Annotated in this window: 25 protein-coding genes and 1 tRNA gene; 13 read left to right on the plus strand and 13 right to left on the minus strand. The window is 40.1% G+C overall.

The window, feature by feature from the left end; all coding sequences use genetic code 11:
- Positions 1-7 precede the first annotated feature (7 nt).
- The 3 genes from FTT86_RS08090 to FTT86_RS08100 form a co-directional block, all read right to left on the minus strand.
- On the minus strand, positions 8-1,441 hold the full coding sequence (locus FTT86_RS08090; protein ID WP_121980085.1) for a trehalose-6-phosphate synthase: 1,434 nt from the start codon (positions 1,439-1,441) through the stop codon (positions 8-10).
- Complete coding sequence (otsB, locus tag FTT86_RS08095; protein ID WP_044111246.1) at positions 1,398-2,279, minus strand: trehalose-phosphatase; 882 nt, start codon at positions 2,277-2,279, stop codon at positions 1,398-1,400. The genes FTT86_RS08090 and otsB overlap by 44 nt, the downstream gene beginning before the upstream one ends.
- A 1,028-nt stretch (positions 2,280-3,307) precedes the next feature.
- Positions 3,308-3,502 carry a hypothetical protein gene (locus tag FTT86_RS08100; protein WP_044111243.1) on the minus strand — a complete coding sequence of 65 codons (195 nt, stop codon included), beginning with the start codon at positions 3,500-3,502 and terminating at the stop codon, positions 3,308-3,310.
- Between the two features lie 502 nt (positions 3,503-4,004).
- Here FTT86_RS08100 and sbmA point away from each other — a divergent pair.
- The 3 genes from sbmA (at position 4,005) to FTT86_RS08115 (ending at position 7,822) form a co-directional block, all read left to right on the plus strand.
- Positions 4,005-5,198: a peptide antibiotic transporter SbmA gene (gene sbmA / locus FTT86_RS08105; protein WP_180180979.1), complete on the plus strand. Its 1,194-nt coding sequence runs from the start codon at positions 4,005-4,007 to the stop codon at positions 5,196-5,198.
- 688 nt (positions 5,199-5,886) lie between these two features.
- A complete protein-coding gene (locus FTT86_RS08110; RefSeq protein ID WP_325754951.1) occupies positions 5,887-6,867 on the plus strand; it encodes a hypothetical protein in 981 nt (326 codons plus the stop codon).
- 466 nt (positions 6,868-7,333) lie between these two features.
- Positions 7,334-7,822, plus strand: coding sequence for a hypothetical protein (locus FTT86_RS08115; protein ID WP_044111240.1), 489 nt, complete (start codon positions 7,334-7,336; stop codon positions 7,820-7,822).
- Between the two features lie 19 nt (positions 7,823-7,841).
- On the opposite strand, the gene FTT86_RS08120 is transcribed toward FTT86_RS08115, so the two are convergent.
- Positions 7,842-8,063, minus strand: a complete 222-nt coding sequence (locus FTT86_RS08120) for a hypothetical protein (RefSeq protein WP_044111237.1) — start codon at positions 8,061-8,063, stop codon at positions 7,842-7,844.
- Positions 8,064-8,375: 312 nt separating this feature from the next.
- On the opposite strand from FTT86_RS08120, the gene FTT86_RS08125 reads away from it, so the two are divergent.
- The 3 genes from FTT86_RS08125 (at position 8,376) to FTT86_RS08135 (ending at position 10,434) form a co-directional block, all read left to right on the plus strand.
- The gene (locus FTT86_RS08125; RefSeq protein WP_257229631.1) at positions 8,376-9,368 is read left to right on the plus strand and encodes a hypothetical protein; all 993 of its coding nucleotides are present in this window, start codon (positions 8,376-8,378) and stop codon (positions 9,366-9,368) included.
- A 22-nt stretch (positions 9,369-9,390) separates the two neighbouring features.
- Positions 9,391-10,213, plus strand: a protein-coding gene (locus FTT86_RS08130; RefSeq protein ID WP_085064288.1) for an IS5 family transposase whose coding sequence is annotated in 2 segments (ribosomal slippage) — positions 9,391-9,771 and positions 9,773-10,213 — 822 coding nt in all. Because the reading frame shifts where the segments join, the coding sequence is not laid out codon by codon here.
- A 20-nt stretch (positions 10,214-10,233) separates the two neighbouring features.
- Complete coding sequence (locus tag FTT86_RS08135; protein WP_257229632.1) at positions 10,234-10,434, plus strand: hypothetical protein; 201 nt, start codon at positions 10,234-10,236, stop codon at positions 10,432-10,434.
- A gap of 80 nt (positions 10,435-10,514) precedes the next feature.
- Here FTT86_RS08135 and FTT86_RS08140 read toward each other — a convergent pair whose 3' ends face one another.
- The 4 genes from FTT86_RS08140 to gatC form a co-directional block, all read right to left on the minus strand.
- Positions 10,515-11,162, minus strand: coding sequence for a hypothetical protein (locus tag FTT86_RS08140; RefSeq protein WP_044111234.1), 648 nt, complete (start codon positions 11,160-11,162; stop codon positions 10,515-10,517).
- 86 nt (positions 11,163-11,248) lie between these two features.
- Positions 11,249-12,730, minus strand: coding sequence for an Asp-tRNA(Asn)/Glu-tRNA(Gln) amidotransferase subunit GatB (gene gatB / locus FTT86_RS08145; RefSeq protein ID WP_044111233.1), 1,482 nt, complete (start codon positions 12,728-12,730; stop codon positions 11,249-11,251).
- On the minus strand, positions 12,730-14,208 hold the full coding sequence (gatA, locus tag FTT86_RS08150) for an Asp-tRNA(Asn)/Glu-tRNA(Gln) amidotransferase subunit GatA (RefSeq protein ID WP_004646217.1): 1,479 nt from the start codon (positions 14,206-14,208) through the stop codon (positions 12,730-12,732). Before gatA ends, gatB begins: the two co-directional genes overlap by 1 nt.
- Positions 14,209-14,260: 52 nt before the next feature.
- Entirely contained in the window at positions 14,261-14,575 is a 315-nt protein-coding gene (gene gatC, locus FTT86_RS08155) for an Asp-tRNA(Asn)/Glu-tRNA(Gln) amidotransferase subunit GatC (RefSeq protein ID WP_044111232.1), read from the minus strand.
- 132 nt (positions 14,576-14,707) lie between these two features.
- Between gatC and FTT86_RS08160 the strand changes: the two genes are divergently transcribed.
- From FTT86_RS08160 to FTT86_RS08185, 6 genes are all read left to right on the plus strand, one after another.
- On the plus strand, positions 14,708-15,754 hold the full coding sequence (locus FTT86_RS08160) for a rod shape-determining protein (protein WP_004279360.1): 1,047 nt from the start codon (positions 14,708-14,710) through the stop codon (positions 15,752-15,754).
- Between the two features lie 16 nt (positions 15,755-15,770).
- Positions 15,771-16,628 carry a rod shape-determining protein MreC gene (gene mreC / locus FTT86_RS08165; RefSeq protein ID WP_004279362.1) on the plus strand — a complete coding sequence of 286 codons (858 nt, stop codon included), beginning with the start codon at positions 15,771-15,773 and terminating at the stop codon, positions 16,626-16,628.
- Positions 16,615-17,106 carry a rod shape-determining protein MreD gene (gene mreD, locus FTT86_RS08170; RefSeq protein ID WP_180180981.1) on the plus strand — a complete coding sequence of 164 codons (492 nt, stop codon included), beginning with the start codon at positions 16,615-16,617 and terminating at the stop codon, positions 17,104-17,106. The genes mreC and mreD overlap by 14 nt, the downstream gene beginning before the upstream one ends.
- Complete coding sequence (locus FTT86_RS08175; protein WP_180180982.1) at positions 17,094-17,660, plus strand: Maf-like protein; 567 nt, start codon at positions 17,094-17,096, stop codon at positions 17,658-17,660. Before mreD ends, FTT86_RS08175 begins: the two co-directional genes overlap by 13 nt.
- A 38-nt stretch (positions 17,661-17,698) precedes the next feature.
- Complete coding sequence (gene rng, locus FTT86_RS08180) at positions 17,699-19,153, plus strand: ribonuclease G (protein WP_004646221.1); 1,455 nt, start codon at positions 17,699-17,701, stop codon at positions 19,151-19,153.
- Between the two features lie 132 nt (positions 19,154-19,285).
- Entirely contained in the window at positions 19,286-19,459 is a 174-nt protein-coding gene (locus FTT86_RS08185) for a PA1571 family protein (RefSeq protein WP_004646222.1), read from the plus strand.
- A 206-nt stretch (positions 19,460-19,665) separates the two neighbouring features.
- Here the strand turns inward: FTT86_RS08185 and FTT86_RS08190 are convergent, their stop codons facing one another.
- Positions 19,666-21,048, minus strand: a complete 1,383-nt coding sequence (locus FTT86_RS08190) for a wax ester/triacylglycerol synthase family O-acyltransferase (RefSeq protein WP_071852201.1) — start codon at positions 21,046-21,048, stop codon at positions 19,666-19,668.
- 464 nt (positions 21,049-21,512) lie between these two features.
- Positions 21,513-22,247, minus strand: coding sequence for a phosphoadenylyl-sulfate reductase (locus tag FTT86_RS08195; RefSeq protein ID WP_180180983.1), 735 nt, complete (start codon positions 22,245-22,247; stop codon positions 21,513-21,515).
- Between the two features lie 204 nt (positions 22,248-22,451).
- On the opposite strand from FTT86_RS08195, the gene thrH reads away from it, so the two are divergent.
- Positions 22,452-23,069: a bifunctional phosphoserine phosphatase/homoserine phosphotransferase ThrH gene (gene thrH, locus FTT86_RS08200; protein ID WP_004646225.1), complete on the plus strand. Its 618-nt coding sequence runs from the start codon at positions 22,452-22,454 to the stop codon at positions 23,067-23,069.
- A 59-nt stretch (positions 23,070-23,128) separates the two neighbouring features.
- On the opposite strand, the gene FTT86_RS08205 is transcribed toward thrH, so the two are convergent.
- From FTT86_RS08205 to FTT86_RS08215, 3 genes are all read right to left on the minus strand, one after another.
- Positions 23,129-24,280 (minus strand): OmpP1/FadL family transporter, encoded by a 1,152-nt coding sequence (locus FTT86_RS08205; protein ID WP_005247011.1) that lies wholly within the window; start codon positions 24,278-24,280, stop codon positions 23,129-23,131.
- Positions 24,281-24,597: 317 nt separating this feature from the next.
- A complete protein-coding gene (locus FTT86_RS08210) occupies positions 24,598-26,028 on the minus strand; it encodes an outer membrane protein transport protein (protein ID WP_180180984.1) in 1,431 nt (476 codons plus the stop codon).
- A 337-nt stretch (positions 26,029-26,365) separates the two neighbouring features.
- A tRNA-Arg gene (locus FTT86_RS08215) sits at positions 26,366-26,441 on the minus strand.
- Positions 26,442-26,486: the final 45 nt, after the last annotated feature.

Consider the following 26,486-nt stretch of genomic DNA (forward strand, 5'->3'; position numbering starts at 1 on the left):
TAAAAATTTAGGCATGTACACTGAACTGGTTTGAAGCTCCTGCAGCCACGGGACGATAGATCCGCAAGCTTTGTGAGTTTTTCAGGTCAGTGATAAACTGATCACGCCAGCGAATAATATCGAAATTTTTCAAGCCTTGGCTTAAATAACGATAGCGCTCTAAACGTTCTGATTTAGACATACGTAGCGCTTTCTTCAAGGCTTTGGCCATACTGTCATGCTCATAAGGATCGACCAGTAAGGCTTCTTTCATTTGTTCAGCAGCACCGGCATATTTAGAAAGAATCAAGACACCCGGATCTAAAGGATCTTGTGCAGCAATATATTCCTTGGCGACCAGATTCATGCCATCCCGGATCGAATTTACCCAGCAAATATCAGCCTTACGATACAGTTGCATCAAGGCTTCATGACCCAAGGTGTCATAGCTGCAATCAAAGGGTAACCAGTCCGTTGTGCCATGCTGGCTATTGAGTTCATGCACGGCAGATTTAAATTGCGTATACAGGTTCTTATAGGTTTTTACATCCAGTCGGCATGGGCAGGCAATTTGTAATTGCTGGAATTGATTTTTAAACTCCGGTTGATCTTCCAGCAAGCTCTGCAACGATCCGATTTTCTCCAATAAGCCTTTACTATAATCAATCCGGTCAACTGAAATGATGGTTTTATAAGGCTGCACTGTATCCAGATCAAAGGGAAGCTTTTCCAGATGGGTATCTGAGGCCTGATTCTGTAGCTGCACAGGATGCACACCAATCGGATAGCATTTCACATGAATCTTTCGAGATTGATAATTCAGGATTTCATTGTGACGATGCTGCACTTTTAAGGTCTGTTCAAGGAAATTTAAACAGTTTTCCTGATCGCGAGAGGTCTGTAAACCCAGTACATCGTAGTTGGCTAAATGATGTGCCAGATCGCGATGAGCGGCTAAAGTCTGCCAGAGCCTTAGTTCAGGAAAGGGAATATGCAGGAAAAATCCAATACGGTTACGCATGCCCAGTTTACGGCAATAATGTGCCACGCTTAAAAAATGATAATCATGGATCCAAATGATGTCATGTGGAGATGCCACCTGTTTCAGGTGCTTGGCAAAACGCAAATTGACATCCTGATAGATCTTAAAATCCTGCGGCTGATAATCTACAAGTTGATGCTGGTCGTGCATCAGCGGCCACAATGCATTGTTGGCAAAACCACAATAAAAGCCTTGATATTGGGATTCAGTCAATGGACTCGTGTGATATTCAACATTTTGATGCTTCAGGATTTGAAACTTCTGCTCTTTCGTCTGGTCAACTCGGGATCCATTCCAGCCAACCCAGATACCGCCTATATCCTGCAAAGCATCCTGCAATGCCACCGCTAATCCACCTGCCTGTGTATTGTCTGACTTAGGTAGATTTACACGATTTGATAACACTATGAGTTTCGACATGTAATTTCTCCAATAATAATTGTTGTTGTGCTTTCAGTATTTCTAAAAATTCTGCTAGAAAAGCCTGTACTTGAGTCACGTTTTCGAGGCGATGTTGTGCCACGGTGTTGCCTGTACCGACTTTGATAGAGCAGCCTTTGAATGTGTTGATGACTTGAAAACCGGCTTCGTCGGTCAGGTCATCTCCGATAAAAATGGGGTAATGATCACTTAAGTGATATTGCTGAATGATTTGCTGGATGGCTGAACCTTTATTTGCCCCTTTGGGCACCAGTTCGAATACAAACTTTCCAGCCTTAAGTTCAAAATCCTGAAAATGAGTAAGACAATTCAAGGCAAATGCATGCACTTGATGCTCTAAATAGGGATGTTCACGAAAATGCAGGGCGACTGAATAGTCTTTAATTTCTATTCGAGTCTGAGGAATATTATTACTATGCTCTGTAATATAATTTTTTAATAATTCAAACTGTTCAGGATTTAAATCAATTAACTTGCTTAAACGCAATTGATAGCTTAATTCCAGACCATGAGAGCCTGCAATATTCCAGTCAAATGGATAAATAAGTTTTTGGGCTTGTACAATTGAGCGGCCGGTTACTAATACTAATTGAATATCTTGTTTTAACTCTTTTAAGGTATTTAAGGTTTCGCTCTTAATTATACTTTTTGCTGGATCTGGGTGGAATTCAGAAATGGTTCCATCAATATCAAGAAATAAAACAAGTTTGTGAGAATAAATAATAGGTTTGAGCTGAGTTAAAATCACTTGAGGTAATATATAAGAAGATGTAGCAAGTGAATCTTCTAGATCTTGATCTTCTTTTAGAGTCGACATAAATACTACCTAAGCCTCTGAATTTAAATTGATTTAAAAGTTAGAATTACCTGAATGGTCATTGCTTTGATTAAATTTATAACACATTTCATTTAACAGACTGGCTTTAAGTGCAGAAACGAAACACTTTTAACAAGTACAGTTACTTTGTAAGATTTAGAAATATTTTGGTAGAAATCCAGTATTGTTAATAAATTTTAAAAATAAATTATGAGGATTTTATATTTTAAGATTTTCTTGGATTGATTGTTTTTCAGGATTTTACATAATAAGATTTATTATTTAATCTTTGTTTTTGAATGTGTATTTTGTAATTAATTTTTCAGAATATAGTATTTATTATTAATTTGTATTTTATTTTTTAAATATAATAATTTAAATAAATTTATAAATTGGGCATATATAATTAAAATTTTTAGCTTAAGTTTATGAAAGTTAATAATTTTTAAGATTGGCTAAGCTGTCTTAAAAGGAAAAAATACTAAAATTGTCTAGAGGGAAATTTCGTATTATTAAATTTTCCTGGGACCAATTGCAGAGCTATACAATTTAAACAGCCTCTTAATTTAGCATCTCAGATTATTTTTTAATTCTTATTGATAAATTTTATCAGAGGATAAAAAATCGAAGAAAGATGAACGCCAGTTCTATGACTAAACTCTGAAAATAACTTGAATATTCTTTTTTTTGAATCGAAGCGTAGGTATTAGATGAAGTTGAGCTAAACAGAGAGAAGAGATGTAAAGGTGTCATCGCAAGGACAGAGTAGATACAAAAGACCGAAAACAGATCATTAGTGATCTTACATAGGTTACAAAACTAAATGATGTTTCAATTAAACAGAATTTTTTGCTCAAATGGATATGAGCCAATTTAAAATCAATAAATGATGACAGAAGAGGAAAGAAATAATTTTTTGAAAAAATAATAAAAGAGCAATCAAAGTGGAGAAAAGCTAAGGGTCGTATCCTATAAGTTAAGAAACCCAACTCAGATACAACCCGTCTACTTGTATGAGGGAAAAATACTCAAATTTCTCGCCACACTTCATTTTTGTCTTTTAAAGGAATGGTAAAGTTAAAGTCATCATCATTACTGACCAGAAGACTGGTTGGAGTCTGCATCACCACTTTCAAAACAGTACCTGCTTCAAAACTAATAGGGGCGCAGTTTTCTTTTTCTAGAGTCACCGGTTTAAGTAATTCAATTACCGAACTTTCCATAGTTTTTTCCAAAATAAGATTACTTTTCGATAATTAAATCATAGCATAATTTTCGAAAATTTAACTGTTTCTTCAAAAACTGAGAACTTGATCAATGACTTATTCAAATAGGAGAAGTACTCTAGTTTGATAAAAGATACTCAGGAGACGTGCAGTATGCCTGATGTTCATCCTGTTCTTGCAATGCTCGCAAGTATGAATTTCTTTTACATAAACCCGACAGATAACAGGCATAAAAAAGTCTATCAAAATAACGAAAGGTCAAAAACATGATGATTTTTCTGTTTTTGGATATCGCTCGGCTAAATGATAAAAATCGAGAATATAAGGAAAATCATAACGCAGAGCTGAATGATAAAAATAATTTTCTAGAGACTCGATATCTTTCTATCCTTTTTTACACTAAATTGAAAATTAATGCTTTATAACAGTAAAAATCTAAAATAAGAATAAACTATGCGTCATTTGGATGACCAAGAGACATAAGGAGAACTGGGTCGGCATGTTTAAGTCATTTTTCCCGCAACCCGTCTGGTTTTTTAGCAGCCTGATTTTGTGGTTTATCATTAATCTTGTACTTTGGCATAGTGGCGGATCAGGATGGGGAACCTATCTGGGTTTTCCTGAAGGTTATTCTGATGAAAAGCTTACAATCGGTATCGGGCGTTTCTGGTCAGCTCAATTCATCTGGTTTTATCTCTGGTATTTCATGGCAACTACGATATTTGCGCTGTTCTGGCAATGGAAAGCCAGACACCGATGGCAGCGCTGGTCGGTCTGGGGCTCGGCATTTATTCTGTTTAATATCTGGTTCGGGGTACAGGTCAATGTCGTATTAAACGAATGGTATAGCCCGTTTTATGATCAGATTCAACAAATGCTCACGAAGGGTGGGGGGGATGTTTCATTGCTGTATCAAGGCGCATTAACCTTTATTTATATTGCGATGGTTTATGTCACTTTAGCGGTATTTAACCTGTTTTTTGTCAGCCATTATGTCTTCCGCTGGCGTACCGCGATGAATGATTATTACACCGCACATTGGGAGCAGTTACGTCATATTGAAGGTGCATCACAACGTATCCAGGAAGATACCATGCGCTTTGCCAAAACCACGGAGCAGTTAAGTGTTTCCTTGATCGAAGCGCTGATGTTGCTGATGGCATTCCTGCCGATCTTATATCAGCTCTCTAGTCATGTGAAAGTTTTACCGATTGTAGGGGAAATACCGCATGCTTTAATGTGGGCCTCGATCGGCTGGGCGGTATTGGGTACGGTCATTTTAATGGTCGTGGGAATGAAATTGCCCGGACTGGAGTTCAATAACCAGAAAGTTGAGGCAGCCTATCGTAAAGAGCTGGTCTATGGCGAAGACTATGCTGATCGCGCACATCCGCTGACATTACAAGAACTGTTTAGCCGGGTACGCTGGAATTATTTCCGGTTGTATTTTCACTATGCTTATTTCAACATGGTTCGGATCTGGTACTTGCAATTAGACAATATTTACGGATTATTTATTCTGTTTCCAAGTATTGCAGCAGGGGCAATTACTCTTGGTTTGATGATGCAAATCCTGAATGTATTTGGCAAAGTGCGGGAATCTTTCCAGTATCTGATTCTGTCTTGGCCGACGATTATTGAACTGATGTCGATCTATAAACGCTTAAAAGCATTTGAATCACATATTGATTAATTTTTTCTCATATTATTATCCTGCTTTATTAGCCAAACAGTTTTAGGTTTGGCTTTTTTTAGGGCGAGTTAATTTACAAAATCCAATGGAAAATATCGATCTGACCGTTGGTCAGATGACTTGGGTAAATCGTGTCAGAACCTCCCAATATTGGGGTATTCAGATATTTTTTTCTTGTCTAAAATCCTAAGGGCCAGCCAAGATGGCGTTTAATTTCCGATGGTTTGACGTATAAAAATAACAAATGTACGTTGAGGAAATTATTCTTATGCTGATCTTGTTCAGGCAATGTTATAGCGGATAAAAGGTAAATTTATTACCCATTATAATAAAGGTCTGTAGCGTTCCCTGAATAAGCCGCCGGAGAAGGACTCACCGCTTTCTTCGTTTTTTTATGTGTTTTTTCTATCTTTTTCTTGAGTCCTGAATGGAATTGTTTATTATTTGAACTGATTTAAAAATGATACTTGTGTCAATTTTTATCACATGAAGCTTGGCATAATCAGCAAAGTTGAGGCTGATATGTGCCTTTTTACCATTTAAATATTATAGTTATCAATATCTTGTGTTTGTTGTTTTGTGCTATTTAAGCTATGTTATACGGGATTTTGGGGTTGAGATATTTGCTGTGAAGCTAAAAGTAATAATTCTAATAATAGGGGCAGCAGCTTTAGCTGGATGTAATAGCGTGAACCGGTTGAAATCAGAGGTGTTACATCCTTTTGCCAGTCCGGAAGAACTAATTGCCAAACGGGCTTTGAATCAACGTGATGGTAGTGCAAAAGATTATATTTATCTTTGGGGACAAGCCCAGAAAAATAATACGACTCAGGCCATGTATACGCGTTCGATACTAACGCAATATTGTCATGAGCAGGGCGGCAAATTCTCATTGCTGTATAAAAGTAATTTTAGTGCAGTGGCAGATGTTGCCCAGCGCAAACGCCTGAGTACCAATCGGAGTGTTATACAAGGTAGCGGTGCCTATCAGTGTCGTATGGATGACCTGACTGAAAGCTGGATTGTCTCGATTGAGCCAACTTCTGAACGACAAGCTGATAAATCTAGCCAGACGCGTAGTGTTCGACTACTCACCCAGGTCATGAGCCCTTCTCAAGCAAAAAACTTTTATCGTCCAACTAAAGCCAAGGTTGCTGTGGAGAAAACCAAATCTGCATCGATAAAAACCACGACTCCTCCTAAGACTCCTGCCGCAAAGACGACAAATGAACTGAAGGAATCAGCACGTAAAGAACTGGAGAGGAAAGAATTAGAGCGAAAAGAATTAGAAAGAAAAGAGTTAGAGAAAAAAGAAGCGGAGAAAAAGCAGCTAGCAGCGGCATCAGCTCGAGCTACGGTAGTAGAAACACCGCAACAACATCAGATGAAGATTTATGTGGCAGCGCGACGTGATATTAACAGTGGCAAGAATCTGAATAATGCCTGTAACAACGCCCAGCGTGCCTATAACTATGGTAAATTGCAGGGCACAGAGGGAACACGTGTCTATACTGAATCAGGGATGCTGGTTGCACGCTGTCTGAATAGTATTCCGGTCTATGCCAGCCGTTTCCCGAATGCTAAAGCTCAGTCCAAGCGGATTCTGCAGAATTTGGCCAATAACTATAATCATGCCGGAGCCAAGAATCTTTTGAGGCAGTTAAAATAAGCGCGGGATCAAAAGACTTAATCCAAAATCCGTATGATCCTTTTGACGATCGAGAAGATAGGCGCAAAAATCTGCTCGATCCGACGGGAGAGAGCAGACGAAAGCCGGCTTGGTTTTGTAGGGAGATCACGTGACCCGAGAATCTCCTTCCGTGATGTCGGATGAATGAATAAAAATACGATGAAGACGAAAAAAAGGACAAGTCCCCACAGTATGATGCTGTGAAATATGTTGTTATTCATAATTATAAGTTTTTATTTTTATTGTTTTAGTCTAAATCATAGCGCTAAGTTTGACTGATCAATATCCTGATCTGATGAATAGCAATATGGACATCAGAGCGATTATCTAAGTGTTTTAAATCTGGGTCAGGTTTTACAGAGTTCTATCAGTTTATTGCCCTGTTCCATGCTACAACTAACTGGTTTCATATCACTGGCCGGACATCGAAGAACAGGAAATTATGATGGCGCATAGATCTTTTACAAAGCTTCGTACAATTTTAATAAGTGCAACATTATTAAGTGCGACTCAGGTTGCCATAGCAGGTCCGACAGTCAACCAGCTCAGTGACTGTTTGATGAAATCCACCACAGTCACGGATAAAACTACCGTCTTGCAATGGACCTTTGTGGCTTTAGGTAATCATCCGGACTTAAAGGCTTTTAGCAATGTGACCGCGAGTCAAAAGGAAGCATTAGACAAGAATCTGGCGACGGTGTTGCAGCGCATTTTAGTGGAGCAATGTTCAGCACAGACCAAGGCGGTGATTCAGGCTGAAGGGTTACAGGCTGTGGGCGATAGTTTTCAGGCTTTAGGTAAAACCACAGGCGAGGAAATTTTAAAGAATCCTGAAATTAATAATCAGCTGAAAGGTGTGCTGCGTTATATCGATTTGAATCGTGTTGCACAGACTTTTTTGACACCGGATTTGTTGAATAAGTTTGGATTATAAGGCGATAAGTCATGAGGCTTTATTTGAAGATGCCTGTAATAAGTTTAATTAGCCAGTAAATGGGAATAAAAATAAGTTCTAGCCCATCTGCCCAATCAGATCCTCTTTGACGTTTGGAGGTATCGCCTTTAGGTTCTGTGATCTTTTTTCGCCATTTGGGATAGATGAGCATGATGACGATCACAAGCACGAATATGCCAATGAAAGCTTGAATGATGGTAAGTAATAGTTCAGGTGTCATTTTTGTTTTTCTATTAGTTAGTTTTTTGATTTTATAGCATAAAAGTAATCCTCTCCCTAACCCTCTCCTTTAATAAAGGAGAGGGAACTACGCGTATCCAATTAATCACATGACAAAGTCTCCCTTTTCTAAAGGGAAATTTAGAGGGATTAGGGAAGCTGGATACGTCCTAAGTCTTCAAGTTTGGTGATGGAGGATACTTTTTTAATGGTCATGTTATTTTACGTTGAGAATTATCACTTGAATAAAGTTGGAAAGATTTTATAAATTAACATGTTATACCGTCATAATTAGAAAAGTGAGAGTTTTTCCTTGAAATTAGATGAAATACAGAAAAATATCGAAAAAATTTCAATAGAAAATTGGAATAAATCATTTGGTGGAACCGCTAGTTCAGAAATAGCAAATAAAATTGAAATTGATAATTCAATTGTCATGCGTGCTATGGAAGATTTAGTAGCTGCGAACTATGGGACTATCAATGCAAATGTCGAATTGTCTCAAATATCAATAGACTCAGAAACGAGAGAATTTGAATTTACTCCGATTAAGGTGCATATATATTTTCCTTCAAAGCAGATGCTAGAAGAATTTTTTTACTCTAGTGATTTAGTTAGAAAAAGTATTCCAGAGTATAAGAAAAGATTATATCTAGGAGCTCATCAGTTATCACAGGTACTTTTTGATGAATCTGTATTAGCTCGATATTTTGATTATCCTGAATATTATGAACTCGATGATTCTAGATCAGGTGGGCATATCTATATTTGTTCTGAAGAAACACCTGAAGAAAGATATATCCATGTTAGACATGGTAGAAAAGCATTAGCAAATGGAAAATCAGCCATTGTTGCCATATATAAAGATTTGGCTAACATGAGCGAATTTGAACAAAGATATTGGCATTCGCACGAGCTTAATATCCATGAATTAGATTTTCTCCCTAATGACGAAGCCTATGAAAAATTCTTTAATAGAAATTATGAAGGTGCGTGGGTGAACTATACTGATGAATTATCAGATTTAACTAACAACTTAGAGTCATTAAACTCACTGTTTGAGAATAATATTTTTAATAAAGTACAAAATATTTATTGCCGTCCTCCAGTCGAAAATACTCAAAAATCTTATTTTGATAGTTGTAGTGAACTCTTTAAATTAGTCGGACCAGATAATATTAATCAGAAAACTTTAAAAGATTTTCTTAGAAATAATAAAGATTGTTTGGATAAGGATTTTGTATATGAATCAGGACGAGATATTAGTAAGTTAGAGTTATTAGGATTAGACCTCTTGCGAAAGTAAAAACTGCCTCAATATAGATTTCATGAAATATCAGAAATTAAATCGTTTTTCAGATTCTGAATTCCAGCGCTTGGTTGGTGTACCTCGAGCAGTTTTTAGTGAAATGGTCGAAGTTTTAAAAGAAGCAGAATCACTTAAAAAGAAATTAGGGCGTCCTCATACTTTAGCTATAGAGGATCAATTATTATTAACACTCAATTACTTACGGAGCTACAACACCCAATTGGAATTGGCGGCAAATTACCATATCGCTGAAAGTAATGTGAATCGAACTATTAAAAAGGTTGAAGATGCATTAATGAAATCAAGACGTTTTACCCTGCCAAAACGAAGCATTACCACAGCAGACGAACAATTTAACTGGGTAATTATTGATGCGACAGAATGTTTAATAGAACGCCCGAAAAAAAAATCAGAGTAAGTTCTACAGTGGTAAAAAGAAGAAACATACGTTAAAAGCCCAAGTGATCTATCATCCGAAGAGCAAACAAATCATAGGAGTAGATATATCGTCTGGCAGTCAGCATGATATTAAATTGGCAAGAAAAACAGTTAAGAAATTCAAACATTGTGACTATGTTATGACCGATTTAGGGTACTATGGGTTAGAGCAAGATGGCTTTAAATTATTGATGCCAATAAAGAAAAAGAAGAATTTACCCTTATTTGATGCTGAGAAAAATTACAATAAAATGATTGGAAAAATACGAGTTGTAATCGAACATATTAACAGTCAATTGAAAAGATTTAGAATACTAAGTGAACGCTATCGAAATAGACGGAAAAGATTCGGTTTACGCATTAACTTAATCGCTGCACTGGTAAACCGGATGAACTTGCAATAACGACTTTCGCAAGAGATCTATTGTTTGAAGAAAAAATAGGATCTTCAAAAAAATTAACCAAAGCAGTACGTCTTTTGCAAAAAGATAGAACAGAAGCCGATCATAAAATCATTGAGTCAAAAATTGCTAGAGAAAACTTATCAGAACAGTTTTTTAATCATGTAGAAGAGATTAATGCCAACATTAAAGAAATTATTGAAAAAATAAAAAAACCGCTCTAAAGTGGGTTTTTTATTCCAAAATTAATCAGTTTTAACCAATCAATTTCTTCATTAATTCATTTACTTGTGCAGAGTTGGGTTCAGGATGCCAAATCGATAGAACTATCAGTTTCATTCATTTCTTTAGATTCATCTTTATCAGCACTATTCTTCATCAGCTTGAGAAAATTTAAAGCTTCTTTCATATCATCGGCAGTATTTAAGAATCTTGTAGCAAGTATAATCAATGCGATACTAATTATATTATCGAACCAAGTTACTTTTAAAAACTCAATCCATCCAACTAATGTAAATATAGCTAAAGTAAGGAAACAAGCATACAAGACATAATTTAACTTGGATACATTACTTGAGGTATATCTCTTTGTTTTAAAAGTAATTACATTATTATTGCTGTTATATGTAAGAAATCTACTTCCCCAGTAGTAATGATCTGTGGCTTGATCAAAGTTTACTAAACCCTTTTCATGTAAATTGATTAAATAGTGAAGTAATTCTGCATTCATATCTTTGGAGCGAGTAATATTTTGAGCAGCTTTATCTCTTAATAATTTGGGATACTTACTTTCATCTGCTTTATAAAATTTTTCAAAATATTCGATAAAATTATCTAATTCGTCCTTAAACTTTTTACGTTTGTGTTCGCCGATTGCATGTAAGGATTTAGGAATAGAGAATATTGCTACTACTATGCCAATAAGAGCTACGATGACATCGATTGATTCCATTATTTTTATTCAAATAATTATGATGTTTTAGTATATAAAAAAGCCCCGATAAATCGAGGCTTTTTTATTCAAATTAATGGTTTAAATCAACCAATCAATTTCTTCATCAACTCATTCACTTGTGCAGGGTTGGCTTTACCCTTAGATGCTTTCATCACTTGACCAACTAGACCGTTAAAAGCTTTCTCTTTACCAGATTTATACTCTTCAACCATCTTCTCGTTGGCAGCAAGCACTTCCTTAATAATCGCTTCAATCGCGCCTGTATCAGTTTCCTGTTTCAAGCCTTTCTCAACAATAATTTCGTCCGCAGTTTTGCCTTCGTCCCACATAAAGCCGAATACTTGTTTTGCGATCTTACCGCTAATCGTGTTGTCCACAATACGCGCGATCATACCGCCCAGTTTCTCAGCAGAAACAGGAGAGTCAGCCAAATCTAAACCTGCTTTGTTTAAAGCACCTGAGAATTCACCCATCACCCAGTTGGCAGCAATCTTACCTTGCGCAGCGCCACCAGCAGCTTTCACCACGTCTTCGTAAAACTCTGACATTTCACGAGTCAGTGTAAGAACGTGAGCATCATACTCAGTCACACCAAAGTCCGCCACGAAACGCGCACGACGTGCAGCAGGAAGCTCAGGCATAGTCGCTCGAATTGCTTCGATTTGCTCATCAGCAATCACCACAGGCAACAAGTCTGGGTCTGGGAAGTAGCGGTAATCATTCGCTTCTTCTTTTGAACGCATAGAACGCGTTTCCATCTTCACGGGGTCGAATAAACGCGTTTCCTGATCAATGGTGCCGTCCCATTCTAGAATTTCCATTTGACGTTCAATTTCAACATTGATCGCTTGTTCAATAAAACGGAATGAGTTCAGGTTTTTCAATTCGCAACGCGTACCGAAGGGTTGACCCGGACGACGTAAAGACACGTTACAGTCACAACGGAATGAACCTTCTGCCATGTTGCCGTCAGAAATGCCTAACCAGCGCACCAGCGTATGAATCGCTTTAATATAAGCAACCGCTTCTTCAACCGAACGCATATCTGGTTCAGATACGATTTCAAGCAGTGGCGTACCGGCACGGTTCAAGTCGATACCAGACATGCCTTCAAACTGGTCATGAATCGATTTACCTGCATCTTCCTCAAGGTGTGCACGGGTTACGCCAATCCGTTTAACCGTGCCATCTTCAAGCTGGATGTCGATATGACCCAAGCCCACAATCGGATTGTCCATCTGGCTAATCTGGTAGCCTTTTGGTGAATCCGGGTAGAAATAGTTTTTACGTGCAAATACAGAAGCCTGATCAATATAGGCATCGATACCCAAACCAAAGCGAATCGCAAGATCCACCACTTCTTTATTCAATACCGGCAATACGCCCGGCATGGCCAAATCTACAAGGCTGGCTTGGGTGTTTGGATCATTACCGAATACAGTCGATGAACCCGAGAAAATTTTGGTATTGGTGGCAAGCTGGGTGTGAATCTCGATACCAATAACGACTTCCCAACCCTCAATCAGGTTAGATTTTGGTTTAGCCGATTTTTGAGCTTGAGCCATTATGCATTCTCCTCAGCAATTGCAGCGCGTTTTGTATGCCAATCTGTGGCCTGTTGATACTGATGTACCACAGACAACAATTGAGATTCTGACCAGTAATTACCAATCAGCTGTAAGCCAACTGGCAAGTTATTTTGGTCAAAACCGACAGGCGCGTTAATCGCAGGAAGACCTGCCAGATTTACCGCAAGCGTATAAATATCGCCTAGGTACATTTCAACTGGCGTTAAATCTGCACCAATTTTATAGGCAGTCGTTGGCGCAGAAGGTGCTGCAATGACATCGACCGATTCAAATGCTTTAAGGAAATCTTGCTGGATCAGGCGACGTACTTTCTGTGCTTTTACATAGTAAGCATCGTAATAACCTGCAGACAGGGCATACGTACCAATCAGGATACGGCGTTGCACTTCTGCACCAAAACCTTCTGAACGTGAACGCTTGTACAGGTCCATCAGGTCCACAGGATTTTCTGCGCGATAGCCATAACGTACGCCATCAAAACGTGATAGGTTCGAAGAAGCTTCGGCAGGTGCGATCAGGTAATAAGTCGGAACATAGCTTTCAGTCATGTTGAGGTCGATCTCAACAAGCGTAGCGCCCATTTCTTCTAACTTTTTAAGTGATTCTTCGACACGTGCTTTAACATCTTCAGCTAGGCCAGCAACATTAAAATACTGTTTTGGAATACCAATGCGTAAACCTTTTACTGAGGTAGCGTTCAGGTTCGCGACATAGTTATCTACCACTTGATCCATTGAAGTTGAATCTTTGGCATCATGACCGGCCATGACATTCATCAGGTAAGCACAGTCTTCTGCAGAACGTGCCATTGGACCACCTTGGTCTAGTGATGATGCATAGGCAATCATACCGAAGCGCGATACACGACCGTAAGTCGGTTTAAGACCGGTCAGACCACAGAATGATGCAGGTTGACGGATTGAACCACCGGTGTCAGTACCAGTTGCAAATGGTGCCAAATCCGCTGCCACAGCTGCTGCAGAACCGCCTGAAGAACCACCAGGGACATGGCCCAGGTTCCAAGGGTTGGCAGTTGCGCCGTAATATGAGTTCTCAGAGGTCGAACCCATCGCGAATTCGTCCATGTTCACTTTACCCAAAGTGACCAGGCCCGCAGCTTTACCTTTCGCTACAACGGTTGCGTCGTAAGGAGAGATAAAATTGTCCAGCATTTTTGAACCGGCAGTGGTTTTAATGCCTTGGGTACAGAAAATATCTTTGTGGGCAACTGGCACACCAGTCAGGGCAGAGGCATTGCCAGCTTTGATTGCAGCATCGGCAGCATCAGCTTGAGCCAATGCCTGTTCAGCAGTCACGGTCACATAAGCCTTGACCTGTGCATCAATTTTTTCGATGCGTTTTAAATAGTGTTGAGTCAATTCGCGGGATGAAAATTGAGCATTTGCCAAACCTTCAGTCAGTTCACGAATGGATAAGCGGTGTAAATCTGTCATGAGAAATAATTCTTTACGTTTAATTTAATAAAAAGAATGAACTGGGTAATAATTACTCAATCACGCGTGGGACGAGATACAAACCGTCCTGTACAGTAGGTGCAACTGCTTGGTATTCCTCACGATGATTGCTTTCCGACACGACATCTTCACGTAAAGGCTGTGGGTGGTCGAAAGGGCTTTTCAGTGGTTCAACACCGTCGGTATTGATGCCTTTCAGGGTTTCCATCATGCCTAAAATTTTATTTAAACTTTGAGCATATTCAGCAGATTGCGTATCATTGAGAGATAACCTTGCAAGGTTGGCAATAGCTGAAACTGTTTCTGCACTTAAATCTGCAGAATGCTGTGCATCCGATGTAGACATAATATTACCTAATCAGTATTAAAAAAATTCAAATTATCATGCGTTATGATAAGCGATTGACTTGTCCAAATCATCACATTTAGTTAAAGTGGCGACCTTGCGTCCATATAAAGTTTAACTGAGAACGTCCCCGTGATTCTAAAACGACTAATAGGCTTGTTTTCGCCCGATCTTGCCATTGATTTAGGTACAGCAAATACACTTATTTATGCGCCAGGACGAGGCATTATATTAAATGAACCAACGGTTGTAGCCATCCGTCATAGTGGTTCACATAAAATTGTTGCGGCAGTCGGTCTTGAAGCGAAGCAAATGCTAGGTCGTACCCCAGCCAATATCTCAGCGATCCGTCCTATGAAAGACGGTGTGATTGCGGATTTTGAAGTCACTGAGACCATGCTGAATCAGTTCATTCGCAAAGTACATGAAAACCGTTTATTTACTCCGGCACCGCGTGTCGTGGTTTGCGTGCCATGTAAATCGACTCTGGTTGAGCGCCGTGCCATTCGTGAAGCCGTGTTTAATGCGGGCGCACGTGATGTACGTTTAATTGAAGAGCCAATGGCAGCAGCGATTGGTGCAGGTATGCCAGTTGAGCAGGCTTGTGGTTCGATGGTGGTCGATGTTGGCGGTGGTACCACTGAAATTGCAATCATTTCCCTGCAAGGTTGTGTTTATGCAGACTCTTTACGGATTGGCGGTGATGTCTTTGATGAGCAGATCATTAACTATGTGCGTAAAGCGCATGGCTGTGTGATCGGCGAAACCACTGCTGAAGTGATCAAAAAAGAAGTGGGTATGGCGTTGCCAGATGAAGGTGCTAAACCGCTTGAAATTGAAGTTCGTGGCCGTAACCTCGCAGAAGGTGTGCCTCGCGCAATCGTGGTTAATTCTGACGAAGTCACCCAAGCGATTTCTGATCCATTGCAAAACATCGTGTCTGCTGTGAAATCTGCGCTAGAACACACACCTCCTGAGCTTTCTTCGGACATCGCTGAACGTGGTATCGTGTTAACCGGTGGTGGTGCATTGTTGCGTAACCTGGACAAACTGCTTGCCAAAGAAACTGGCCTGCCAGTGGTGGTTGCAGAAGATCCACTATCATGCGTGACACGTGGTGGAGGCAAGGTACTCGAATTTTTCGACAACCCAAATCATGACATGTTATTCGTAGGCTAAGAAAAGGATTCGGCGGGTGCAAGCACATCTGTTTTCTCGACAACCGCCATCTTTTCGCTCTTTTATCATTGCATTGGTAACATGCCTGGTGGTGCTTTTCTTTGATTGGCGCATGCCGCATGTTGTTCAACCTGCAAGGGATGTCCTGTACGCTGCTTATAATCCTATTTATGCGGTGGCCAGTTATCCGGTATTGTCGCGAGAGTGGTTGAATCAACAAACCAAGTCTGAAGCTCAGTTGCGCCGGGAAAATACCGCGATGCAGGCCGAGTTGCTACAGGCACAGGTACGCTTACAAAAAATCTCTGAACTTTCTGCTGAAAATACCCGTTTGCGCGGTCTATTGGACACGCCACTGATCATTGATGGACGTATTGAAATTGCCGAAGTGATTGGTACCGATGCCGATCCATTACGGCATATTATCGTGATCAACCGGGGTTCGAATAACGAGCTGAAAGTCGGGCAAACCGTACTGGATGACAAGGGTATCATGGGGCAGATTATCAATGTCTATCCGCATAGTAGTCGGGTCATGCTGTTGTCTGATAAAGAACATTCACTGTCAGTGCGCCTGGAACATACAGGTATGCGTGCCATTGTCTCGGGTACGGGTGATCTGGGACGTTTAAAAATGGAATATGTACCGACCAGCGCCAATATCAAGGTCGGTGAAAAAGTCTATAGTTCGGGCTTGGGCCAACATTTTCCGGCAGGTTATCTGGTAGGGCAGGTGTCCAAAGTACAACGGCATAATTCCGGTGAATTTGCCCAGATTGATGTGACGCCTGCAGCCCAACTCGCCGGTGGACATCATGTGGTGGTGTTATTTTCCGATTCATTAGCGATGGAGCAACCGCATGTCAATCGCTAAGATGAAATCCAGAAAGCATCGTGACCCTTTAATGGCCATCGTCATTTCGGTGATTGTGGCTTCTATTTTAATGGTCTATCCACTTTCCTATAATCTCTCGGGCTGGCGTCCGCTGTTTATGCTGATGATCATGCTCTTCTGGGTGTTATGTCAGCCAACCTGGTGCGGGATCTGGTTTGCCTTTGGTACGGGTATTTTTATTGATCTGCTGCTGGATGCACCTTTGGGTCTGAATGCGCTGAGCTTTATCATTATTGCCTTTTTAGCTCGCTTTCTGACCCGTGAACGCCGTATCCTGACCTTTAATAATCTCTGGGTGATTATGGGGCTGGCGATTGTCGCATATCTGCTGATGATCTTTTTTACCCAGATTATAGCTGGCGTGCAATTTTCTTATGCACGGCACTGGATTCCGATGCTGACCAGTATTCTGGTTTGGCCTGCTATTTATTATGTGCTCAAAAAATGGCGTATATAATTCTGGCTTCCAGCTCACCCCGGCGTCGTGAGTTGTTACAGCAGCTCGGACTGTGCTTTGAGATTTACAGTCCTGAGATCGACGAATCTGTACATGAAGGCGAATCCGTCGCGGTCTATGTTGAACGTCTGGCACGAGCCAAAGCAGATGCCGTGGCCGAGCGTTATCCGGATGCCATCATCATCGCTGCCGATACCAGTCTGGGGGTGGATCAGGAGATTCTGGGCAAACCTGAATCCAAACAACATGCGATTGAAATGTGGACAAAAATCTCCGGTCGATGGCATGATGTCTATAGTGGTGTCTGTGTTCGTACAAAGCATGAAAAATACAGTATAGTGGTACGCACACAGGTCGAATTTCAAATCCTGAGCGCTGCAGATATGGAAAGTTACTGGGCGACAGGTGAGCCACTGGGTAAAGCAGGGGCTTATGCAATTCAAGGAATTGCAGCACGTTATATTCCAAAAATACAGGGCAGTTATTCCAATGTGGTTGGCTTGCCTTTATATGAGACAGTACAGTTATTACAGACGGTTAAGGCATTAAATTAACTGCTGAAAAGAATTCTTATAATGTTTTGAGTGTAGTTATGTCTGACGAGTTGTTGATTAACGTCACGCCGATGGAATGTCGGGTCGCGTTAATTGAAAACGGCACGGTCAATGAACTGTTTGTCGAGCGTACGGCCAAGCGTGGCCTGGTAGGGAATGTCTATAAAGGAAAAGTGGTGCGGGTCTTACCCGGCATGCAGGCTGCTTTCGTGGATATCGGACTTTCTCGTACTGCGTTTTTACATATCAATGATATGGTCTGGCCCCGCAATCAGCCAACCCCGAATGTCTTTGAGCTACTTCAACCGGGACAAGTCCTCACGGTTCAGGTGATGAAAGATATGCTCGGTACCAAAGGCGCACGCCTGTCTACCGATCTGTCGATTCCTTCGCGTTATTTGGTGCTGATGCCATATGGCAATCATATCGGTGTATCGCAACGGATTGAATCCGAGGAAGAGCGCAATCGCTTGCGTTCGATCATTGAGCGGATTCAGGCAGAACATAAGCTGCCAGGTTCAGTGATTGTACGTACTGCGGCAGAAGGGATTGAAGAAGAAGCCATTGCACAGGATATGGCTTATCTGGCCAAGCTTTGGGAATATATCCAGCGCAAGCAAAAGATTATTGCAGTACCGTCTTTGATCTTTGAAGAATTGCCTTTGCCGCAACGGGTGATTCGTGATCTGGCCAATGAAGAAACTGCTAAAATTTACGTGGATTCACGTGAAATTCATGCCAAGCTGCAGGAATTTGTCGAAGAATTTGTCCCGAATATGAAAGACCGTTTGCTGCATTATCCGGGCGAGCGGCCAATTTTTGACTTGTATAATGTCGAAGAAGATCTGCAAAAGGCATTGCAAACCCGAGTCGCATTGAAGTCCGGCGGTTATCTGATGATTGACCAGACTGAAGCCATGGCCACGATTGATGTCAATACTGGTTCTTATGTTGGTGGTCGTTCGCTGGAAGATACGGTTTTTAAAACCAATATGGAAGCGACGGATGTCATCGCACGTCAGTTACGTCTGCGTAATCTCGGCGGCATCATTATCATTGATTTCATTGATATGCAGGAAGCACAGCATCGTGAAGAAGTAATGAAACAATTTGAGCGCATGCTGGAACGTGACCACGCCAAAACCAAGATCACTCAGGTTTCGGAACTGGGCTTGGTGGAAATGACCCGAAAACGAACCCGTGAATCACTGGAACATCTGCTCTGTGAATCTTGTCCAACCTGTCAGGGACGTGGTTATGTCAAAACGGCCGAGTCAGTATGTTACGAAATATTCAGGGAAATTTTGCGTTATGCCCGTGCTTATGAGTCACAGAGTGGCTTTACTGTCGTCGCGCATCCGGCTGTCATTGATCGATTATTGACGGCAGAAGCGCCTGCAGTCGCTGATCTAGAACATTTCATTAATCGCGTGATTAAGTTCCAAGTGGAAAATCTGTATACGCAAGAGCAATACGATATCATTCTCAGCTGAAATTGTAACAGAATATCGTTAAACACTTGTTACATCTGAAATTTTACAACAGGGCCTTTATTTACAATACTAGATGCATGAATTAGCCAAAGCCGTTTCTCCCAGTTTCAGGCTTAGCAAAAGGAGTGTGTGATGAGTATGAGTAAAGCAGTAATCCATAAAGGCCTAAAACACGTATTAGAACCAAAGACTGTACATGCGGGATATATCGTTGATGAGCGCGGTAATGAAGTTCAAATTACCGCGAGCATGATCCGTAACGTCTGCCATCAATTATTACAACAGTGCCGTACTATTAAAAGCTGACTGCATTTGTGCATTGTTTCTAACTTGTCAAAAATAATTTGGTAGACGTTTAAATCGAGAAGTCTTCCAAAAAGTTCTAAAATAATTTAAAAAGATTTCAAAAATAAAGAAAAGGGACCAGATCGGTCCCTTTATTCTGTGCTCAAAGACTGGCAAAAATGATCAGCACCTTTGGCAGCCCATCTATCTTATTTATTCATCCGCGGCTAGCTTACCGCCCGTAACTTTGGGACAGGTTCGCCATCTACAATAAGTTCAAAACGTTGAATTTCTTCTTCCAGATGCGTCAGCAAGTTCTGCATTTTCGGCAGGGCATTACGACATGCGGTCAAGCCGACTTCCAGTTTGTCTAGATAGCTGGTCATAGTGATATTCAAGGCCTGACCATCCAGTACGATGGAAGCCGGATAAAGTGCTTCAAGACGTGCACCATTCCAATACAATGGTTCTTGTGGCCCAGGTACATTGGAAATAATGACGTTAAACGCCTGACGTGTCGGCATTAAACCGGAGGCAATATTCAGACCTGCTGCACCGTAGACAAAGGCACTATAGTTCAAAATCTGGTTGGCATTCATACGTTTGAAGCGTTCTTTGGCACTCAGCACACTGCGACGTACGATCTTGAGACGTTCTAGCGGATCTTCTTTATGCGTGCCCAGATTGGCCAGAATCATGGTAATACGGTTGGATATATCTGAATCGTCACTGCGAACAGAAGCTGGAACCATAGCAATTAACGGTTTTTTCGGTAAGGCATTTTGCGATAATAAATATTCACGTAATGCACCTGAACAAATGGCCAGGACGATATCATTAATGGTCACGCCCAATGCCTTAGAAATATGACGTAAACGTGAAAATTCGAAAGACTGGGCTGCAAAGCGACGTGAAGCACTGACGCGTTGATTCAGAATACTGCTTGGCGCCTGAAAGCTGGATACATAATCCGGATTGCGTCCCATATCTTTCATGACGGTTTGCGACAGTTCATAAGCAACTCGTGGCGCACATTCCAGTTGCCCCTTAATGGTCTGCAGGACATTTTTAAACCTGTTCACTTTAGGTGCTTTAAGGCGTTTGGCACGTGGGCCTTCCACACACCATGGCGGTACAATACTCTTGGAATTTGGATCATGTGAAAGCGACTTTTCTACCAGACGCATGCCAGCGATTCCATCCACCATAGCATGGTGAATTTTGAAATACATGGCAAAACGATTACCTTCAATGCCCTCAATGATATGACAGGTCCATAAAGGTTTGGCACGATCAATCAGGGCACTATGTTCTTGAGAAATATAGGTCAGCAATTCACGGATACGGCCCGGTTTTGGCAGGGCAATATGACGAAAATGATGATCTAAATCAAATTCCTGGTCTTCATCCCAAAACAGGCCGTTTAAATAGTTGTTAAAAGGTGGGATTGGAGAGCATTTCGAATTTTGGATATCCGTGACTAGATCCTGAATAAAGGAAGCTGACGCATTGTCGGGAATTTGGAATAAAAATAGTCCACCTACATGCATAGGCTGCTGCCGTTTCTCTAAAGTTAAGAAAATAAAATCAATTGGATGTAATGGACGCATAGCGTGGATTGCCTCACTGCATTCTCTATGGCTTTTTTGCTAAAAGGCCTTGTTAGAATTATTACTTTAGTTTTTAAAGTATATCTTTTTTAGCATATAAATGAACTGCTTTATCTTGCCTCAACTGTGAAAAAGTGGCTATTGACAAGAACAAAATATCTTCCTAAGTTTATGAAATGTGAAAATTTTAGTTTTAAAATAGATTTCTAAAAATAGTATTTTCTAGGCGAAGTGGAGTGTAACTTAATAATTATGTGTTATTAGAAGAATAGCATTGTGTTCAATTTCACATTTTATGCAAATAAATCAATGAGCTAAAATTTTATCAATTCTTTAATTAAAATAATATTATCCCGATAAAAGGTAATTTCTATCTTGTCACTAAATGTAAAATTATCAATTAAAAAAGACTATCTTTATTAAAAAAATAGCCTTTCAATCAATAGGAGCGATAAAACTTAACTTTATCTTTTTAGATTGCCAGCATGTAAGCCACATTCTTTATGGGTAGCTTCTTCCCACCACCAGCGGCCTTCGCGTTCATGCTGATTTGGCAGCACAGGGCGAGTACAAGGTTCACAGCCGATAGAAACAAAACCTTTTTCATGCAAGGCATTATAAGGGACTTCCATCATACGGATATAGCTCCAGACATCTGCACTGGACCAGTTGGCTAGAGGATTGTACTTGATCAACTGTTTTCCCGGACCGGAGAAACCTGAATCTGCCTGAACCACAGGAATTTCATTGCGTGTACCCGGACTTTGGTCTTTGCGCTGACCAGTAATCCAGCCATCCAGCGTCGCCAGTTTTTTACGTAGCGGTTGAACCTTGCGTATACCGCAACATTCCTGATGGCCATCTTCAAAGAAACTGAATAAACCTTTGGTGGTCACTAAATTTTGTACTGCATCAGTTTCAGGGAAGCAGATTTCAATTTCGATGTTGTAATGCTTACGCACCCGTTCAATAAACTGATACGTCTCTGCATGTAGACGGCCAGTGTCCAGACTGAATACCCGGAACGGTTTACCGAGATACGATGCCATATCAATCAATACAACATCTTCAGCACCAGAAAATGAAATCGCAATTTCACCTTGCTGGCCCAGTGCAAGTGCCAAAATTTCATTGGGCGATTTATCTGCATATTCAGATGCAAGCGCATCAATACGATCAATAGTAGGAATGATGGTCATGAGAGTCCTGGCGATATAGGCTTGGAAAGGACATGGCCTATATTAGTTAATTTCACATCTATTTTAATAGAATTGATTTAATTGACTTATCACTAAAAAATAAATACTTATTAAAAAAATAGATTTAAAAAAGTACAGTGCAAAATCTGTTTCTTCAGCTATGATAGTGCAAAATTTTTTCAATACAACTTAGAGGGAATGTTCATGGAAGTCGTATGTCTAGATTTAGAAGGTGTGTTGGTTCCAGAAATCTGGATTAACTTTGCCAAAAAAACCGGTATTAAAGAGCTTGAAGCGACGACTCGTGACATTCCTGACTATGATGTACTGATGACCCAACGTCTGAATATTTTAAAACAGCACGGTTTAGGCTTGAACGATATTCAGGAAGTGATTGCAGAAATGGGTCCATTCCCAGGAGCAAAAGAATTTGTGAAATGGGTGAGTACGCATTTTCAATTGATTATTCTTTCAGATACTTTCTATGAATTTGCACATCCATTGATGAAGCAACTGGATTGGCCGACGATTTTCTGTCATAAACTGGAAACGGATGAAGCGGGCATGATCTCAGCCTATAAACTTCGTCAGCCAGATCAAAAACGTCAGGCTGTTAAAGCACTGCATGGTTTGAATTTCCGTGTGATTGCGGCAGGGGATTCTTATAACGATACTACAATGTTAGGTGAGGCAGACCATGGTTTCCTATTTGATGCGCCTGAAAATGTGATTGCTGAATTCCCGCAATTCCCGCCAATTCGTGGTTATGATGCGTTAAAAGAAGCAATTCGTAATGCTTCAGTGCGTGATATCCCTGCTTAAAGAATTTAAGTAAATAAAAAGGCGCTATAAGCGCCTTTTTTATTGAATCTATCAAAAAATCAGAAGCGGTAACCGATTTTCATGCCATATGCGATTGCAGTGTTATCGGTGAACTCTCCTACAACATTAGGGCCTGCTTTAGCCTCAGCGTCACCTAACCACATATAGCGAACACCTGCTTGAATAAAGTAATTTTCGGCTGGGCTATATTGTCCACCTAAACCTACACCCCAGTAACCTTCGGTTGGTCCTAGTGTTGTTACAGGATTACCTGCACCTGAGTCATAACTTACTAAAGCAGAGCCAGACCATTTGTCGCTAAATTTACGGCCAACACCAACATTTGCAGACCATTGATCATCTGAGTAGTCAATCAAATTACTACCTGAGCGTAATTTTAATAAATTAGGTGTTACTGCAAATTGGCTCCAATTTACCCAGCGTACGTTAGCAAAGGCTAAAGTATTTGCTGCAATACCTGTTTGAAGATCTAAATTTACAGATTGAGGTGTTGTAGCTGTAACATCTGGTGAAAGAGGCGATGCAATAGTTCCAAATCCAAAGCTCTCTGTTGAATTTGCCTCATGATCGATTTCTGAACGATAAGTAATAGCTGCTTTTAAAGCAATTTCAGGGATTTGATAAGCGAAACCAGCAAGCCAGCCCCAAGCTTCTTCTTCATCAAGTTTAATATCATAGCCCGAATTTCCATAAGCTGCACCTCGTAATGCAATTTTAGCTTCTACAGTTTGCCAAACAGGTCCAGCATAAAAATTCCAGTTTTCAGTTGGTTGATAACCGATTAAAGCTGTAAGGTTATTAGTTTTTACTTCTACTTGAGTGCTTTCTCGTTGAGTACTAAGAGGATTTACTTGTGAAAAACTTACATTATTTGTTGGATAAATTGAATCGGCACCATAAGGTTGATCATAAATCAGACCTAAAGATATTTTATCAGTTGCTTGAACTTTAATAGCAGCAGATGGAAAGTAGTAGTCTTCTGCCATGTCGCTGATAGATTCATTACCTAGTTGAGGAATAGATTTTCCAGATACGCTAGGATCAATCACAGTAATACCTGCTTCAGCATAATTACCCGGCTGTAAAAAAGCAGAAATAGATTGACCAGAACGGTCTAGGCCAGCTGCTTGAACTGCAGAAAGAGGTAAAGTGCTAAGTAAAATAGCAGAATAAATTTTATTGAGCTTCATGGTACGTTCCCTGATGCCATCTGTAACAAAAATGTGCAGGAAAAGTAACATAATTTTAAAAAGAGTAAATACTCAGCTCTGTTGAAGAAATGAACTAAGGCGGTTAAGGAAAGAGCTTGATTAGAGTTTTTATACTAATTTTATTGGTATAAATATATGAAAAATATCAGATTAAATTAACTTTGAATAATGTGAAAGGATTGAAGTTCTGTTAATTTTAATTGGTGCTAAAATAATCGAATGATATGCAAGTGAATAAAAATAGAGTAAAAAAGTTAAAAAAACCACCCGAAGGTGGTTTTTTTATTAAGGATATCTTAGAAACGGTAACCCATTTTTAAGCCATATGCCCATGCTTTATTGTCTTCAAATTCAGCGACGTATTCAGAACTACCAGCTTGCGCGCCTGTTTGTGCTTTTGCATCACCTAACATGAAGTATTTAACACCACCCGCGATGAAAGTAGCTGGTGTTGGACTGTACTGAAGACCTAAGCCTACATTCCAATAACCTTCAGTTGGACCAAGTGTAGATACAGGGTTACCTGCACCAGAGTCCCAACCTACAGATACGTTACCAGCCCAGAGGTCATTAAACTTACGGCCGACACCTACAGTTGCTGAAATTTGGTCATCTTCATATTCAACAAGATTGAAGCCATCTGGACGACCTACCAAAGGTCCTACAGCTTCACTGATATTACCGAATTGATAAGGACGAATAGAAAAGTTTGACCAGTCTACCCAACGGACATTCGCAAAAGCTACCGTATTTGCCATAACACCTGTTTGGAAATCCAAGTTTACAGATTGAGGTGTAGTAATTTTGGTTTTTCCAGAATCATCTAGAGTAGCAAGTTGGGCAGGAGAAACACCTAAACCACCTAATACAGTTGTTAATAAAGGAAAGTTTAGAAGCGATAAGTCTTCAGAAGTTGAAACATCATGATCAATTTCAGAACGATAAGTTACAGAAGCTTTTAAAGCAATATCTGGAATCTGGAAAGCTAAACCTGCTAACCAACCTGTACCACTTGTTTCCTTAAACGTCGCATCATAACCATTAAAAAGGCTGTATGCTTGACCGCGTAAGCTTAGATTACCTTTAACAGTTTGATAAACACCACCACCATAGATATTCCAGTTTTCAGTCGGTTGGTAACCCAATACTAAAGACAGGTTTTGAGTATCTACTTCAACCTTAGTATTACCTTCACCTAAGAAATTATTACCTATAGCCAGTGCTCCAGTTAACTGTTGAAAAGCTGGACTACTTCTAACTTGTGCTTCAGCACCTGCAAGCGTTTGTTCATTTACTGGTGCTCCTAGGGCTTCAAGAGCTGCAACTGCTCTAGCACGTACAATATTGTTTATTGCACCAGTTGATAAGATAGTGTCTGTACCTGGGTTTGAAGTAAAGACATTAGTGCCTTGGTATTCAGCATCAGCACCATATGGTTGATCATATAAAATACCAACTGAGAATTTTTCAGTAGGTTGAAACTTTAATGCTGCACTTGGGAAATAGTAATCACCAGCCATATCATCAATATTACGGCGTGTTTCACTTGTACCAGCTTCTTTACCAGATACATCTGGGTCTAGGACAGAAATACCTGCTTCAAAATAATTACCTGGTTGCAGGAAGGCCGCCATTGATTGGCCTGAACGATCTAGAGCTGCTGCAAAAGCACCCGTCATTGGTACAGTTGCAAGAATCATTGCAGTAGTTAATGTTTTTAATTTCATTTACGTCTTTCCTTGAGGTACAAATTTATATCTAGCGTTGTTGTTTGCACTTATTAAATTCTTGGAGATTTCGGGTATTTATCCGCAATCATTTGTTACTCCATGTGACAAAAATAGCACAATTAAAATAAGAGTAAATGCTCTAGAAAAAACTAATTAGTCTAAAAAAGCATCAAAATAGAGTTTTTACACCAAAAAATAGCCTCATTTTGAAATAAGTATTTGAAAGTAATAGAAATAAAATAATGAAGAAAAAATGATTTTTTGTATAAAAAATATTCTAAAAATATGAAGATTAACGCTAATTTTTTGAAGTATAGATCACATTTTGAAAGGATGGTGCGCCCTGCGGGACTCGAACCCACGTCGGTCGCTTAGGAGGCAACTGCTCTATCCAGTTAAGCTAAGGGCGCGAAAAGAAGGCTATTGTACTGTAAAAAATACAAAAAAAAGTTATT

Origin of the sequence: Acinetobacter sp. YH01021 (assembly GCF_013420255.1) — a bacterium.
GTDB lineage: Bacteria > Pseudomonadota > Gammaproteobacteria > Pseudomonadales > Moraxellaceae > Acinetobacter.

Coding starts and splice junctions, on each gene's coding strand:
- FTT86_RS08205 (WP_005247011.1), bottom strand. CDS start 24,280: ATGAAGCTCAATAAAATTTATTCTGCTATTTTACTTAGCACTTTACCT.
- FTT86_RS08175 (WP_180180982.1), top strand. CDS start 17,094: ATGGCGTATATAATTCTGGCTTCCAGCTCACCCCGGCGTCGTGAGTTG.
- thrH (WP_004646225.1), top strand. CDS start 22,452: ATGGAAGTCGTATGTCTAGATTTAGAAGGTGTGTTGGTTCCAGAAATC.
- FTT86_RS08120 (WP_044111237.1), bottom strand. CDS start 8,063: ATGACACCTGAACTATTACTTACCATCATTCAAGCTTTCATTGGCATA.
- FTT86_RS08115 (WP_044111240.1), top strand. CDS start 7,334: ATGGCGCATAGATCTTTTACAAAGCTTCGTACAATTTTAATAAGTGCA.
- FTT86_RS08185 (WP_004646222.1), top strand. CDS start 19,286: ATGAGTATGAGTAAAGCAGTAATCCATAAAGGCCTAAAACACGTATTA.
- gatB (WP_044111233.1), bottom strand. CDS start 12,730: ATGGCTCAAGCTCAAAAATCGGCTAAACCAAAATCTAACCTGATTGAG.
- rng (WP_004646221.1), top strand. CDS start 17,699: ATGTCTGACGAGTTGTTGATTAACGTCACGCCGATGGAATGTCGGGTC.
- FTT86_RS08100 (WP_044111243.1), bottom strand. CDS start 3,502: ATGGAAAGTTCGGTAATTGAATTACTTAAACCGGTGACTCTAGAAAAA.
- gatA (WP_004646217.1), bottom strand. CDS start 14,208: ATGACAGATTTACACCGCTTATCCATTCGTGAACTGACTGAAGGTTTG.
- FTT86_RS08140 (WP_044111234.1), bottom strand. CDS start 11,162: ATGGAATCAATCGATGTCATCGTAGCTCTTATTGGCATAGTAGTAGCA.
- FTT86_RS08195 (WP_180180983.1), bottom strand. CDS start 22,247: ATGACCATCATTCCTACTATTGATCGTATTGATGCGCTTGCATCTGAA.
- FTT86_RS08190 (WP_071852201.1), bottom strand. CDS start 21,048: ATGCGTCCATTACATCCAATTGATTTTATTTTCTTAACTTTAGAGAAA.
- sbmA (WP_180180979.1), top strand. CDS start 4,005: ATGTTTAAGTCATTTTTCCCGCAACCCGTCTGGTTTTTTAGCAGCCTG.
- gatC (WP_044111232.1), bottom strand. CDS start 14,575: ATGTCTACATCGGATGCACAGCATTCTGCAGATTTAAGTGCAGAAACA.
- otsB (WP_044111246.1), bottom strand. CDS start 2,279: ATGTCGACTCTAAAAGAAGATCAAGATCTAGAAGATTCACTTGCTACA.
- mreD (WP_180180981.1), top strand. CDS start 16,615: ATGTCAATCGCTAAGATGAAATCCAGAAAGCATCGTGACCCTTTAATG.
- FTT86_RS08090 (WP_121980085.1), bottom strand. CDS start 1,441: ATGTCGAAACTCATAGTGTTATCAAATCGTGTAAATCTACCTAAGTCA.
- FTT86_RS08210 (WP_180180984.1), bottom strand. CDS start 26,028: ATGAAATTAAAAACATTAACTACTGCAATGATTCTTGCAACTGTACCA.